Annotated in this window: 13 protein-coding genes; 6 read left to right on the top strand and 7 right to left on the bottom strand. The window is 71.4% G+C overall.

The window, feature by feature from the left end; genetic code table 11:
* The 3 genes from VFL64_RS17530 to VFL64_RS17520 form a co-directional block, all read left to right on the top strand.
* Nucleotides 1-1,617, top strand: a 1,617-nt coding sequence (locus tag VFL64_RS17530) for a methyl-accepting chemotaxis protein (protein WP_489541667.1), incomplete at its 5' end; no start/stop codon positions are given.
* Between the two features lie 79 nt (nucleotides 1,618-1,696).
* Complete coding sequence (locus VFL64_RS17525) at nucleotides 1,697-3,070, top strand: PAS domain-containing sensor histidine kinase (RefSeq protein WP_489541666.1); 1,374 nt, start codon at nucleotides 1,697-1,699, stop codon at nucleotides 3,068-3,070.
* A complete protein-coding gene (locus tag VFL64_RS17520; RefSeq protein ID WP_489541665.1) occupies nucleotides 3,067-3,714 on the top strand; it encodes a response regulator in 648 nt (215 codons plus the stop codon). Before VFL64_RS17525 ends, VFL64_RS17520 begins: the two co-directional genes overlap by 4 nt.
* A gap of 9 nt (nucleotides 3,715-3,723) precedes the next feature.
* Here VFL64_RS17520 and VFL64_RS17515 read toward each other — a convergent pair whose 3' ends face one another.
* Nucleotides 3,724-4,635, bottom strand: coding sequence for a LysR family transcriptional regulator (locus VFL64_RS17515; RefSeq protein WP_489541664.1), 912 nt, complete (start codon nucleotides 4,633-4,635; stop codon nucleotides 3,724-3,726).
* Between the two features lie 100 nt (nucleotides 4,636-4,735).
* On the opposite strand from VFL64_RS17515, the gene VFL64_RS17510 reads away from it, so the two are divergent.
* Nucleotides 4,736-5,749 carry an NAD(P)H-binding protein gene (locus tag VFL64_RS17510; protein WP_489541663.1) on the top strand — a complete coding sequence of 338 codons (1,014 nt, stop codon included), beginning with the start codon at nucleotides 4,736-4,738 and terminating at the stop codon, nucleotides 5,747-5,749.
* Here the strand turns inward: VFL64_RS17510 and VFL64_RS17505 are convergent.
* On the bottom strand, nucleotides 5,737-6,387 hold the full coding sequence (locus VFL64_RS17505; protein ID WP_489541662.1) for a L,D-transpeptidase: 651 nt from the start codon (nucleotides 6,385-6,387) through the stop codon (nucleotides 5,737-5,739). The genes VFL64_RS17510 and VFL64_RS17505 overlap by 13 nt on opposite strands.
* Before the next feature lie 169 nt (nucleotides 6,388-6,556).
* Here VFL64_RS17505 and VFL64_RS17500 point away from each other — a divergent pair, with 169 nt between their 5' ends.
* Nucleotides 6,557-6,880 carry a thioredoxin family protein gene (locus VFL64_RS17500; protein WP_489541661.1) on the top strand — a complete coding sequence of 108 codons (324 nt, stop codon included), beginning with the start codon at nucleotides 6,557-6,559 and terminating at the stop codon, nucleotides 6,878-6,880.
* 24 nt (nucleotides 6,881-6,904) lie between these two features.
* A complete protein-coding gene (locus tag VFL64_RS17495) occupies nucleotides 6,905-9,040 on the top strand; it encodes a capsule assembly Wzi family protein (protein WP_489541660.1) in 2,136 nt (711 codons plus the stop codon).
* Nucleotides 9,041-9,295: 255 nt separating this feature from the next.
* Here VFL64_RS17495 and VFL64_RS17490 read toward each other — a convergent pair whose 3' ends face one another.
* The 5 genes from VFL64_RS17490 to VFL64_RS17470 all read right to left on the bottom strand — a co-directional run.
* Entirely contained in the window at nucleotides 9,296-10,597 is a 1,302-nt protein-coding gene (locus VFL64_RS17490) for a sensor histidine kinase (protein ID WP_489541659.1), read from the bottom strand.
* Entirely contained in the window at nucleotides 10,594-11,289 is a 696-nt protein-coding gene (locus VFL64_RS17485) for a response regulator transcription factor (protein ID WP_489541658.1), read from the bottom strand. Before VFL64_RS17485 ends, VFL64_RS17490 begins: the two co-directional genes overlap by 4 nt.
* Nucleotides 11,290-11,308: 19 nt before the next feature.
* On the bottom strand, nucleotides 11,309-11,764 hold the full coding sequence (locus VFL64_RS17480; protein WP_489541657.1) for a methyltransferase family protein: 456 nt from the start codon (nucleotides 11,762-11,764) through the stop codon (nucleotides 11,309-11,311).
* Nucleotides 11,748-12,224 (bottom strand): Spy/CpxP family protein refolding chaperone, encoded by a 477-nt coding sequence (locus VFL64_RS17475; RefSeq protein WP_489541656.1) that lies wholly within the window; start codon nucleotides 12,222-12,224, stop codon nucleotides 11,748-11,750. The genes VFL64_RS17480 and VFL64_RS17475 overlap by 17 nt, the downstream gene beginning before the upstream one ends.
* Before the next feature lie 388 nt (nucleotides 12,225-12,612).
* The coding region (locus VFL64_RS17470) for an alpha/beta hydrolase family protein (protein WP_489541655.1) at nucleotides 12,613-12,921 on the bottom strand (309 nt) is incomplete at its 5' end.

Genomic DNA, 12,921 nt, shown 5'->3' with positions numbered 1-12,921 from the left:
CGCAGTGGATACGGCTTCTGGCCCGGCAACCCGCCTGCCGCCGACCACACCTGCGTCTTCAGGGGTCGAGTGATGATGTCCTTGTCTGCAATGCGCCTGGGCCCGCGCCTGGCTCTGGGTTTCGGTTCCATCGTGCTGCTGAGCGCAGCCGCCGTGGGTTTCGGCATCGACCGCATCGCCACCATGCGCACGCTCTCCGAGCAGCTGGGCACGATCGACGCCGAGAAGCTCTCGGCCTCGGAGCGCTGGGGCCGCGCCATCGAAACCAACGCGGCCCGCTCGTGGGTGATGTTCTTCTCCTCCGACGCCGAGGTGAAGAAGCGCGTGAAGGCCGAGATGCAGGAGGTCGTGACGGCGCAGACCGCGCGCCTCAAGCGCATGCAGGAGATCGCCACCTCCGACGAAGACAAGAAGATCCTGGCCGAGATCTCGACCCAGCGCGACGCCTACCAGGCGCTGCGCAACGGTCTGCTCAAGCGCAAGGATGCGGGCGAAGAGGTCAGCGCCGAAGTGTTCGACAAGCTGTTCCCCGCCGCCGCGGCCTACCAGGCGGTGGTGGAAAAACTCATCGTGCGCCAGCGCGAGAGCATGGCCGAGACCAAGGAGCGCGCCGAGACGGCGGCCCTGCACGGCAGCATCGCGCTCGCGCTCGGCGGCAGCCTCGCGCTGCTGCTGGCGGCCGTGTTTGCGTGGCGCATCACCCGCTCGGTGGTGACGCCGATCCACAAGGCCAAGGGCATCGCCCAGCAGATCGCCAGCGGCGACCTGACGCACGAGATCCATGTCAGCGGCCGGGACGAAGCGGCCGAGCTGCTCGACTCGCTGCGCGCCATGCAGCACGGCCTGCGCGAGATGGTGGGCCAGGTGCGCAGCGGCGCCGACGGCATCAGCACGGCCAGCGTGCAGATCGCCACCGGCAACCAGGATCTGAGCTCGCGCACCGAGCAGACGGCCTCCAACCTGCAAGAGACCGCGTCCTCGATGGAGCAGCTCTCGGGCACGGTGAAGCAGTCGGCCGACTCGGCGCAGCAGGCCAACCAGCTCGCGGCCTCGGCCGCCGAGGTGGCCTCGCGCGGTGGTGCGGTGGTCTCGCAGGTGGTGAGCACCATGGACGAGATCAACGCCAGCTCGAAGAAGATCAGCGACATCATCGGCGTGATCGACGGCATCGCGTTCCAGACCAACATCCTGGCGCTGAACGCCGCGGTGGAAGCGGCGCGTGCCGGCGAGCAGGGCCGCGGCTTTGCCGTGGTGGCGAGCGAAGTGCGCAGCCTGGCGCAGCGCTCGGCCGAGGCCGCGCGCGAGATCAAGGCCCTGATCGGCAGCAGCGTGGAGAAGGTCGAGTCGGGCTCGCGCCTGGTGGCCGACGCCGGCAGCACCATGACCGAGATCGTGGCCTCGGTGAAGCGCGTGACCGACATGATCGGCGAGATCTCGTCGGCCGCTTCCGAGCAGTCGGACGGCATCGGCCAGGTGAGCACGGCCGTCAGCCAGCTCGACCAGATGACGCAGCAGAACGCCGCGCTGGTGGAAGAGTCGGCCGCTGCCGCCGAGTCGCTGCGCGACCAGGCCGGCAGGCTGGCCGAGGTGGTGGGGCGCTTCCGGCTGACGGCGTAACCGGCGCTTACCGGCCACAGGCCGTGCGTGGCACGGCCTTTGCACTGCACTGGGGAGCTGTCGTCGTCCCAGGTGGTGCATGTTGTCCGAGTTGAATCCCGTCTTGCCGCTTGCTGCCGCGCCTTCCCGCGCGTCGCAGGTGAGCCCGGCCTGGAGCGAGCGGCTGCAGCTGCTGCTCGAGTCCACCGGCGAGGGCATCTTCGGCATCGACCTGGCGGGCCACTGCACGTTCGTGAACCGGGCAGCGGCCGAGATGCTGGGCTACCGCACCGAGCAAGTGCATGGACAGAACATGCATGCACTGATCCACCACACGCACGGTGACGGGCGCCACTACCCCGAGTGCGACTGCCCCATCTTCAACGCCTTCCGCCGCGGCCTGCCTTGTCGCATCGACAGCGAGGTGCTGTGGCGTGCCGATGGCAGTTCCTTCAGCGCCGAGTACTCCTCGCACCCCATCCTCGACGGCGGCGTGGTGCAGGGCGCGGTGGTCACCATCGTCGACATCACCGAGCGCAAGCGCGCCGAGGCGCAGCTCGCCCAGGCGCGCGAGCAGCTGGAGCGCCGCGTCGAGGAGCGCACCCACGAGCTGACGCAGGCGCTCGGCCAGATGCGCGAGCTCTCGGCCTACCTCGAGACGGTGCGCGAGGAAGAGCGCACGCGCATCGCGCGCGAGATCCACGACGAACTGGGCTCGCTGCTGGTGGCGCTGAAGATGGACGTCAACTGGCTGGGCAAGCGCATCGCCGCGAAGGACGAACTCGCCGCCAAGTGCCAGGGCATGGGCGGACTCATCGACCGCGCGGTCGACAACCTCGGGCGCATCATCACCGACCTGCGGCCCAGCATCCTCGACCACCAGGGCCTGTGGGCGGCGCTCGAATGGCAGGCGCAGGAGTTCATCGAGACCACCGAGTTGCAGCACGAACTGCGCGTGCACGTGACGGCCGGTGTGCAGCCGCCCGCCGGGCCGCAGGGCGAGCGCTGGGCGATCGCGGTGTTCCGCATCTTCCAGGAGATGTTGAGCAACGTGGCACGCCACGCCAAGGCGCGCTCGGTGGCCATCCAGCTCTACGTCGACGGCCCGCACGAGCCGGTGCTGCACCTGTCGGTGCGCGACGATGGCGTGGGCATCGAGGCCGGCGCGCTGGACCACCCGCGCAGCTACGGCGTGATGGGCATGCGCGAACGCGCCGGCCATTTCGGAGGGAGGATCTTCATCGACAGCACGGTCGGCGCCGGCACCCTGGTGCGGCTGACCATGGCCTTGCCGACCCATTCTGCCGAAGGGGAGCGGGACGAGCGCCGGGCCGCTCCCAAGCCGGCCCCCGCGAGCCGCGAGACGCGGCTCGCACTCCGGCCGTCCATGCCCGCGCAGGCGGGCATGGAGCCGCGGCCTACGTTCCCCGCGGGGGATCGGCAAACGTACCCGTTTGACGAGGGGTTGTCATGAGATTGATCAGCGTCTTGATCTGCGACGACCATCTCATCGTGCGGCAGGGCATCCGCCAGGTGCTGGCCGACGCGCCCGACATCGAGGTCGCGGGCGAGGCCGCCAATGGGCCCGATGCGCTGATGCGCGTGCGCGAAGGCGGCATCGACGTGGTGCTGATGGACATCGCCATGCCGCACCGCGACGGCCTCGACGTGCTGCGCCAGCTCAAGAGCGAGTTCCCCAAGCTGCCCGTGCTGATGCTCAGCACCTACCCCGACAAGCAGTACGCCGTGCGCAGCATGAAGCTGGGCGCGGTGGGCTACCTCAACAAGAGCGCCGACTCCGAGCAGATGATCGGCGCCATCCGCAAGGTGGCCGCAGGCGGGCTGTTCATCACGCCGGCGGTCGCCGAGCACCTGGCGAGCGCGCTGCATGCCGGCCATGCGGAGGACAAGCCGCTGCACGAGCGGCTGTCGCACCGCGAGTACCAGGTGTTCCGCCTGCTCAGCCTGGGCCGCAGCGTGGGCGAGATCGCCGGGCAGCTCTCACTCTCGCCCAACACCGTGAGCACCTACCGCGCACGCATCCTCGAGAAGACCGGCGTGCGCAACGACGTGGAGCTGGCGCTCTACGCTGTCAAGCAGGAGCTCACGCAAGTCTGAGGCTGGGCGTCAGCGGCGCAGGTAGGCACCGAGCCCGTCCACCAGCGCCTGGAAGGTCGCCTGGCAGCGCGGGCTGGCGCGCAGGTCCTCGTGCATCGCGACCCAGGTCTCCAGCCCCACGCTGAAGCGCTTGGGCATCAGCCGCACCAGGCGTTCGTCGCGCCGGGCCAGCGCGACCTGGCAAAAGCCGATGCCGTGGCCGGCGCGGATGGCGGCCAGCTGGGCCAGGTCGTTGTCAGTGCGCAGCGCGAAGATCGCGCGCCGCAAGCCGCCCAGCTCCTTGCTCATGCGGCGGATGTAGGTCGGCTCGGTGTCGAAGCCGATCAGGTCGTGTCCCATCAGGTCGGCTTCGCTGCGTGGTGTGCCGCGGCGCGCCAGGTAGTCGCGGTGCGCGTGCATGCCCAGCTCCACGGCGCCGATGCGGCGCGCGATCAAGGCCTCCTGCTGGGGCGGGGTCATGCGCACGGCGATGTCGGCCTCGCGGTGCAGCAGGTCCTGCAGTCGGTTGCTCACCACCAGCTCGATCACCAGGCCGGGCTCGCGCGCACGCAGCGCGGCGAGGATGGGTGGCAGCACCTCCACGCCCATGATCTCGCTGGCGGTGATGCGCACCGTGCCTTGCACGCGGTCGCGGTGGTCGGCCTGGCTGCCGGCCTCGCGCTGCAGGGCGGCTGCGGTGGCGGCCATGCTCGCGGCATAGGGCTGCAAGGCGCGCGCGGCGTCGGTGGGCAAGAGGCCGGTCTGCGAGCGCGTGAAGAGCGTGAGCTGCAGCGACTTCTCAAGCGCCGCGACGTGGCGGCCCACGGTGGGTTGCGTGAGGCCCAGGTCACGCGCCGCGGCCGAGAGCGAGCCGGCTTGCAGCACGCCGAGGAAGGTGCGGAAGAGTTCCCAGCCAGGGGGAGAGGGGGCATCGGCGGTCATGCATAAATGTATGGCTGGTGCGCGATGTTCGGCAATTCCCTTATATGCCGGCTTTGCCCACACTGCCGTTCATCGCAACCCCAAACGACAGGAGATCACGATGACGACGGCAAACAAGACGGCCCTGGTGCTCGGCGCCACCGGTGGCATCGGCGGCGAAGTGGCGCGCCAGCTGCAGCGCGCCGGCTGGCAGGTGAAGGCGCTGGTGCGCGACCGCAGCCGCGTGGCCGCCCGGCGCGATGGCATCGCCTGGATCGAAGGCGATGCGATGAACGCGGCCGACGTGCTGCGTGCCGCGCAAGGCGCCTCGGCCATCGTGCACGCCGTCAACCCGCCGGGCTACCAGCGCTGGGGCGAGCTGGTGCTGCCCATGATCGACAACACGATTGCCGCGGCGCGTGCGGTGGGCGCGCGCATCGTGCTGCCGGGCACGGTCTACAACTTCGGGCCCGATGCCGGCGAGGTGCTGGCCGAAGACGCGCCCCAGCACCCGCACACGAGCAAGGGCCAGATCCGCGTGGAGCTGGAGCGCCGCCTGCAAGGCGCCGCCGCGCAAGGCGTGCGCAGCCTCGTCGTGCGGGCCGGCGACTTCTTCGGCCCGCAGCCCGGCAACAGCTGGTTCTCGCAGGGCATGGTGAAGGCCGGCAAGCCGGTGGGCACCATCCTCTGCCCCAGCCGCGAAGGCGTGGGCCACACCTGGGCCTACCTGCCCGACGTGGCGCGCACCATGGTGCTGCTGCTGGAGCGCGACGCCACGCTGCCGGCCTTCGCGCGCTTCCACATGGCCGGGCACTGGGATGCGAACGGCCGCGAACTGGCCGCGTCGGTGCAGCGCGTGGTGCGCGCGGCCACCGGGCGCACGCCGCGCGCCATGGGCTTCCCCTGGTTCGTGCTGACGCTGCTCACGCCGGTGCTGCGCTTCGCGCGCGAGATGCGCGAGATGCGCGACCTGTGGCTCAGCCGCGCGCTGCGCATGGACAACGCGCGCCTGGTCGCCGAACTGGGCTTCGAGCCGCACACGCCGCTCGACGAAGCGGTGGCGGCGGCGCTGCGCGGGCAGGGCAGCCTGCCGGAGGTGCCGGCGCCGGACCGGCCGGTGGCTCAGCGTGCCTGAGCGAGCGGCAGCGGCCGGCCGAACATCGCCTGCACCGGCCGGTCTTCGGGCAGCACGTAGACCACGCCGCGCTGCCGGCCCAGCGTGGGCTGCAGCACCGCCTCGAAGAAGGCGGGGGTGACGACCACGCAGCCGAGCGAGGCGCGGTTGTCGTCGGGTGTGTCCGAGGCCAGGTCGCGCAGGCGCCGGGCCTGCGAGGCGCCGGGGCGCACGCGGTGGATGGCGAGGGCGGCCGCGTAGTCGAACCACACGACGGCCTCGCCGCTCAGGTTGCGGCCCGGCTGCGAGGCAAAGCGCCCGGCGGGCGTGGTGCGGTCGGCCAGCGGCAACTGCGCCACCTGGCTGTCGCTCACGCTGGTGAGCGGCTGGTGGTCGCCCGGTGCCTGGCCGAGCAGCGCATTGGATGCGCCCACGAGTCGCCCTTGGCCGTCGAAGACGAAGATGCGCGCGGCCTTCTTGTCGACGATGGCGAAGGGTTGCTGGTGGGTGTCGCCGGTGTCCAGGGCCCAGCGGTGCAGGTCGTGGACGTCGGCGCTCAGCTTGTCGGTAGGCTGGTCGAAAGCGCTCGCCCACACCGGCGACAGGAGCACACAAGCCGCCACCATCAGCCCCCGCAGGGCTTTCCCGCCAACACGCATCAACTTCGGTCCCGCTCTTGCCGGGCACGACTGCGCCGGGGCATTTTCAGATCCACGATGCTATGGAAAACTCCGCGTTGAAAGGGGTGAAATCCGTGAACAAACGCACGCACTGGCGCAGCCTCACCTAGACTGGCCGCTCCTCTTTTCGCCCACCTCGCTTGCCTCCATGACCAGCCCCCGCGAGTACGCCACCACCGCCCCGTCGCGCAGCGACATCGATGCCCTCGCCGGCGCCGCCGTGCTGGAGTTCGGCACCGGCTGGTGCGGCTACTGCCGCGCCGCCCAGCCGCTGGTCGAGGCGGCGCTCGCGCAGCAGCCCGCGGTGCAGCACCTCAAGGTCGAAGACGGCTCGGGCCGCCCGCTCGGCCGCTCCTTCGGCGTCAAGCTGTGGCCCACGCTGGTCTTCCTGCGCGACGGCCGCGAGGTCGCGCGCGTGGTGCGGCCACAGGCGCAGGCGCAGGTGGCCGACGCGCTGGCGCGCATCGCCTGATCCGCCGGCGGCGGCTGCGCTCCCATGCACACGATGGGACGCTGCCTGCACCGGGCCGTCATCGGCGTGCTGTGCGGATGCAGCCTGGCGCAGGCCGCACCCAGCGTGCCCTTCGTGCCCAGCGCCGCCGGGCGCCACGCGGTGCAGCTGCTCATCGACGAAGCCGGTCTCGACCTCGTCGCCACGCAGTGGCCGCTGCCGCGTGCGGCAGTGCAGCGCGCGCTCGATGCCCTGCCCACGTCGCTGCCGCCGGCGCTCGACCTGGCGCGTGACCGCCTGCGGCGCGAGCTCGCGGCGGGTGCGGGCAGCGCGCTGTCGCTCACGCTGCGCAACCGCGCCGATGCGCTGCCCGGCTTCGGCGACGACCCCACGCCCGGCAGCTCACTCATGCTGCGCAGCCCGGCGCTCGAAGGCCCCTACCTCGCGGCACAGGCGGGCGGCCGTGTCGAGGCGCGCGCGAACGTCGACCGCTCGGGGGCGGTCGCCCGGCTGGACGAGAGTGCCGTGGCCGTCGAGGCGGTGGGCTGGCAGCTGCAGGCCTGGGCGCACCGCAGCTGGTGGGGGCCGGGCTGGCAGAACGCGCTCGAACTCGGCAGCAACTCGCCGGCGCTTGCGGGCATGGGCCTGCAGCGCGCGTCGGCCTCCAGCTCCGATTCGCGCTGGTTGTCGTGGCTGGGGCCGTGGAACTTCGAGTTCTTCGTTGCCCGCACCGAAGGCATGTCGCAGCCGCTCGACCCGCTCTTCGTCGGCACGCGGCTCACGCTGCGGCCCTTCGCCAACCTGGAGATCGGGCTCACGCGCACCGCGCAGTGGGGCGGCGAGGGCCACGACACCTCGGCCAAGGCCCTGGCGCGCCTGCTGCTGGGCAAGGGCACCAATGCCGATGCGGTGAGCGACCAGCCCGCCGACCCCGGCAACCAGATCGCCGGCATCGACCTGCGCCTGCGCTGCCCCGGCGGGCTGGGCTGCGCCGCCTATCTGCAACTTGCCGGCGAAGACCAGGGCGGCGTGCTGCCCTCGCGCCTGCTCGGCCTCTACGGCTTCGAAACCTGGACGTCCGACGGCCAAGACCGCTTCTTCGCCGAACTGGTCGAGAGCGGCTGCCGCATGCCCATTGGTCGCCCACCGATCGAGAACTGTGCCTACCGCAACTACGCCTACCCGCAGGGCTACGTGAACGCGGGCCGCTGGCTGGGCACCAGCGCCGGGCCCGACTCGCGCCTGGTCACCCTGGGCTGGGTCGATGCGTTGCACGGCGGCTCGCTGCGTCTGCACCTGGGCCGCATCGGCTCGCGCATCGGCAGCTACAGCCCGCTCGACGGCGACCCGCGCAGCTCGGGCCGCCTGTACGGCGTATCGCTGCGGCGCAGCTTCGCCTGGGGCGAGGCCACGCTGACGCCCGAGTTCGACTGGTCGCGCGTCCAGGCGCCGGCCGGCCCCTCGATCGACACGCGCGTGGGCCTCAACCTGCGCATGGGCCTCGATGGCGCCACCGACCGCCTCAACCGCAGCCTGGACGCGCGCTGGAGCGGCCCCGAGCCCGACTGGCCGAGCCGCTTCATTCTGGGCACGGTGCTGTTCGGCGGCGCGCTGCTGCTCGACGGCCCGGCCGACCGCTTCGCCCAGCGCCACGGCGAGAGCGCCTCGGGCGAGACCTTGTCCGACGTGGGCAACGCGCTGCCCTTCGTGGCTTTCGGCTACGCCGGCCTGTCGTGGCTGGGCCAGCGCGGCACGCCGCAGGGCGAGCTGGGCTTCGCTGCCACGGCCGCCGGCGTGAGCGCGCTGGCTGTGTCCCAGGCCACCAAGCTTGCCGTGGGACGCGCGCGCCCCTCGGACAACCTGGGCTCGGGCAGCTTCGGTGACGTGCCGCGCGGCCACAGCTCGTTCCCGTCGATCCACTCCACCCTGGCCTGGGCGGTGCTCACGCCCTATGCCAAGGCCTACGACAGCCCCTGGCTCTACGGCGTGGCGGCGCTCACCAACGCCGCGCGCGTGATGGAGCGCGAGCACTGGGTCTCCGACACCGTGGCCGGCGCGATGCTGGGCTATGCGATGGGCGACTACTTCTACCGGCGCCAGGCCGGCACGGCCGGTTCCGACACGGCGGCGCGCGTGTGGGTCACCCCGCGCAGCGTCATGCTGAACCTGCCGTTCCGGTAGCGCGGCGGCCATAAGAAAAGCCCGCGACCATTGCTGGTGGCGGGCTCGGCTTCCGGGCAAGGCGGCGAGTCACTCGTTTGTGTACGCGGCCCTGACGGTCTCACTTCGGCGCTGGGGTACGGGTTCCCGGTTGTCCGCCCAGTCGTGCGGTCGGTTTGCGCCTTGGATGAGCGGGATTGTAGACAGTGTGCTCCGGCGTGGTCGACCGAGAAGCCCGGCTTTCGCAGGGTTTCTTGATCGATCTCAAGGGCGGCGTCACATCGCCGGCCAGCGCACCTCGGCCGCCAGGCCCGGCGACGCATTGCGCAGCCTGAGCGTGCCGCCATGCGACTGGGCCACCAGCTTGCACAGGTACAGGCCCAGGCCCACGCCGCCGGCCGCGCGGGTGCGGGCCACGTCGGGGCGGTAGAAAGGTTCGGCCAGGCGCGCCAGCTGGTCGTCGGGCACGCCGGGGCCGTGGTCGCGCACAGTCAGCTGCACCGCATCGCCCTCGGCCACGGTGCTGATGAACACCGCCTCACCGGCCCCGTGGCGGCAGGCGTTGTCGACCAGGTTGCGCACCAGCATCGTGGCGCGCGGGCGGTCGAGCTGCAGCGGCGGCAACTCGTCGGCCAGCGCCAGCGTGATGGGCTGGCCCGCGAAGCCGGTGGCCACCACCTCGCGCACCAGGGTGTTGAGGTCGGTGGGCTCGCGCTTGAGCGCGGCCGGGCCGGCAGCGAGCCGCTCGCTTTCGAGCAGGTCGGTGATGAGCTCGCTCATCAGCGAGAGGTCGCGCAGCAGGGCCTGCCGCTCCGCGCTGTCGGCCGACAGCTCGGCGTTCAGGCGGGCCCGCGTGAGCGGCGAGCGCAGCTCGTGGCTGATGGCCAGCAGCAGCGCGCGCTGGCCCTGCAGCATGCCTTGCAGGCCGGTGGCCATGGCGTTGACCTGGTGCGCGAGGTCGCCCAGCTCGTCGCGCCGCCGCACCGGAATGGCCTGGCTGAAGTTGCCTTCGCCATAGCGCAGCGCGCCCGCGCGGATGTCGTCCAGCGGGCGGAAGATGCGGCGCACCGTGGCGTAGGCCGCGAGCGTGAGCAGCAGCAGGCCGACCAGGGGCACCAGGCCGCGCCAGGCCTGCGGCTCGTGCCACACCATGTCGCCCAGGCCGAACTGCACGCGGCTGCCGTCAGGCGTGGTGCGGGTGAACAGGCGGCTCATGTTGTCGCCATCGCTGCGGCGGCTTTGCCAGCGCTCGTCCTTCGCGGGGTGCGAGCTCCAGTGCAGCTCGGGGTTGTCGATGCGCACCGAGATCGGCAGGCGCGCCACCAGGGCCTGCGCGCGTGCCACCTCGGGCGGCGAGCCGAGCTCGGCGGTGAGGCGGTCCACGTAGTCCGACAGCAGTGGCTTGACCAGCATCTCGAAGCCGCCGCTCAGCGCTGCGCGCGTGCCGCCGATGAACACGATCACCGTGCCCAGCGCCAGCAGCATGAACAGCGCCACCAGGCGCCAGCGCAGCGAATGCCTGAAGCGGCGGTGCCAGCGCTGGTGCCAGTGCGCGTGGGAATGCTTGCGCGACCTCACGCCGACGGCACTCCGGCAAAGGTGTAGCCCGCGTTGCGCAGTGTCTTGATCACCGGCAGCGGCTCCAGCTTGCGGCGCAGCCGGCTGATCAGGATGTCGACCGCGCGCGTGAAGAGCTCGGCCTCGCGGCCGCGCAGGCGGTTGAGGATCTCGTCGCGGCTGAACACGCGCCCGGGCTCGCGCGCCAACATCGCCAGCAGCTCGAACTCGGTGCCGGTGAGCTCGATGGCGCGGCCCTGGCAGAGCACCTCGCGGCGCTGCAGGTCGATCGTGAGGCCGTCGAAGCTCAGCTTCTGCGTGCGATGGCTGTCCCCGTTCGCCGCGCCGCCGTTGCGCGAGCGGCGCAGGATGGTCTGCAGCCGCGCCGCCAGCTCGCGCGGCTCGAAGGGCTTGGGCAGGTAGTCGTCGGCACCCAGCTCCAGGCCGACCACGCGGTCGGTCACGTCGCCGCGCGCGGTGAGCATCAGCACCGGGATGTCGCTGCCATGGCGGATGCGGCGGCACAGCTCGAAGCCGTCCATCTCGGGCAGCATCACGTCGAGGATCACCGCGTCGTAGGGCTGTGCGGCCAGCCGCGCCAGGCCCAGGCTGGGCCGCGCGGCGTGGTCGAGTTCAAGGTCGAAGCGCTTCAGGTACGTGGCCAGGGGCGGGGCCAGGTCTTCGTCGTCGTCGATCAGCAGGATGCGATGCATGGAGCGCGATGCTGACACATCAAAGCCAGCGCCGCGTCGTGCCCGCGTAGTCGCGGTACCAGCCGCCGAAGCGGCGCGCCATCTGCGCCTCTTCGTGCGGGATGTGCACCGCGTTCACCAGCGCCGCGAAGGCGAAGGCGCCGAGCACCAGCAGCGGCGATCCCAGGGCCAGCGCGGCACCCAGCAGCAGCGCGGTCAGCCCCAGGTACATCGGGTTGCGGCTGATGCGGTACGGGCCTTCCTCGATCAGCTGCACGGGTGTCGCGCCCGGCCGCACCGGCGTGCCGGCGAGGCGGAACAGCAGCACCGCCCACATCAGCCACACGAGGCCGGCCAGTGCGAGCACGGCACCCGCGCCCTCGGCGCGGCCCCAGGGCGCGCTGCTGCCCCACAGGGTGTAGTGGCCGGCCAGCGCCGCTGCGGCCAGGCCGAGGGCCAGCCCGGCGACGGGCCGGCGCTCAACCGCGCCAGCCATGGCGATGGCCTCCGCGCTCCAGCACCGCGCGCACCTTGTCCTGCTGCTCGGGCTTGAGGCTGTCGTAGAAGTCGGCGGCCGCGGTGATCACCGCCGGCGAGGCCGAGCGCACGGCGGTGGCCTTGGCGTCGATCAGCGCCTGCGCGCGGTTGCGGTCGAACTGCGCGCCGGCCAGCACGGCCTTCAGCTCGCTGCGCGCTTCACCGCCTTGTGCGGCCACCGCCTTGCGCTGCGCCGACCAGGCTTCGGCCAGCAGCGCGAGCTTGGCCTTCTGCGCGGCGTCGAGGTCGAGTTTGCGGCTGGCGCGCTCGACCAGGCGCTCGCGCCACTTGGCCTGCTCGGCTTCGGTCATGTTCGCGCCCCAGGGGCCGCGGTGGCAATGCGAGTACGCGGCTGCGCCGCCGAACAGCACCGAAGCGCCGAACACGCCGATCAGCGTGCGTTTGATCCAGGGTCTCATGGAGCGGTCCTTCTCGTCGGTTGAACAGGTGCCCATGGTCGTGGTGCGGGCCGGGCCTGTCCTTTCGCGCAGGGATCGCTTTGTTTCGTTTCTTTTCAGCCGCCGGCGAGGTGGTACAACCGCTGCTCCTTTCACAACCACCCCAAGAGGTAGCCATGAGTGCAGACAAAGACCGTGCCGTTCGCAGACAGAAGCAAAAGCGCGCCAAGGATCTGAAGCGCCAGGCCAAGCAGGGCCAGCCTGCGCCCGCCGCGGCAAAGAAGAAGGCCTGATCCACCCCCGCAAGCCGATCAGCCAGAGGCGCCGGGAGGCGCCGTGCGGCATCTGGCCTGAGGCGCTGGGTGGTCCATCCAGCCGGGCCACCGCGCCTGCAGGGTGGTCCTTGCCTTCAGCGCGCGTGGGCTCGAACGAAGTCCACCGCTTCGCCCAATGCACGCCGGGCATCCGCGCTGTCGAGGTCGAACTGGTACTCGTGCGGCAGGGGCGGCCGGTGGTCCGCGGCGAAGAACAGCGTCTTCAGTGGCGTGCCCAGCGCTTGCAGCCGTGCGGCGAGCGCCTTCGAGTGCGCCAGCAGCGGATCGGCGTTGCCTGCTGACACGAAAGCCGGCGGGAAGTCGACCGTCAGGTGATCGATCACGTTGGCCGTGGATGCGAAGGCCGGTGCGCTCTCGTATGCTCGCGTTCCGCTGTAGGCCCA

The sequence above is a fragment of the Rhizobacter sp. genome, from assembly GCF_035702065.1.
Classification (GTDB): Bacteria; Pseudomonadota; Gammaproteobacteria; order Burkholderiales; family Burkholderiaceae_C; genus Rhizobacter.
Note: the sequence above shows the minus strand (reverse complement) of the source record. Positions and strands in the feature narration are given on the sequence as shown.

Coding starts and splice junctions, on each gene's coding strand:
- VFL64_RS17525 (WP_489541666.1), top strand. CDS start 1,697: ATGTTGTCCGAGTTGAATCCCGTCTTGCCGCTTGCTGCCGCGCCTTCC.
- VFL64_RS17520 (WP_489541665.1), top strand. CDS start 3,067: ATGAGATTGATCAGCGTCTTGATCTGCGACGACCATCTCATCGTGCGG.
- VFL64_RS17515 (WP_489541664.1), bottom strand. CDS start 4,635: ATGACCGCCGATGCCCCCTCTCCCCCTGGCTGGGAACTCTTCCGCACC.
- VFL64_RS17510 (WP_489541663.1), top strand. CDS start 4,736: ATGACGACGGCAAACAAGACGGCCCTGGTGCTCGGCGCCACCGGTGGC.
- VFL64_RS17505 (WP_489541662.1), bottom strand. CDS start 6,387: ATGCGTGTTGGCGGGAAAGCCCTGCGGGGGCTGATGGTGGCGGCTTGT.
- VFL64_RS17500 (WP_489541661.1), top strand. CDS start 6,557: ATGACCAGCCCCCGCGAGTACGCCACCACCGCCCCGTCGCGCAGCGAC.
- VFL64_RS17495 (WP_489541660.1), top strand. CDS start 6,905: ATGCACACGATGGGACGCTGCCTGCACCGGGCCGTCATCGGCGTGCTG.
- VFL64_RS17485 (WP_489541658.1), bottom strand. CDS start 11,289: ATGCATCGCATCCTGCTGATCGACGACGACGAAGACCTGGCCCCGCCC.
- VFL64_RS17480 (WP_489541657.1), bottom strand. CDS start 11,764: ATGGCTGGCGCGGTTGAGCGCCGGCCCGTCGCCGGGCTGGCCCTCGGC.
- VFL64_RS17475 (WP_489541656.1), bottom strand. CDS start 12,224: ATGAGACCCTGGATCAAACGCACGCTGATCGGCGTGTTCGGCGCTTCG.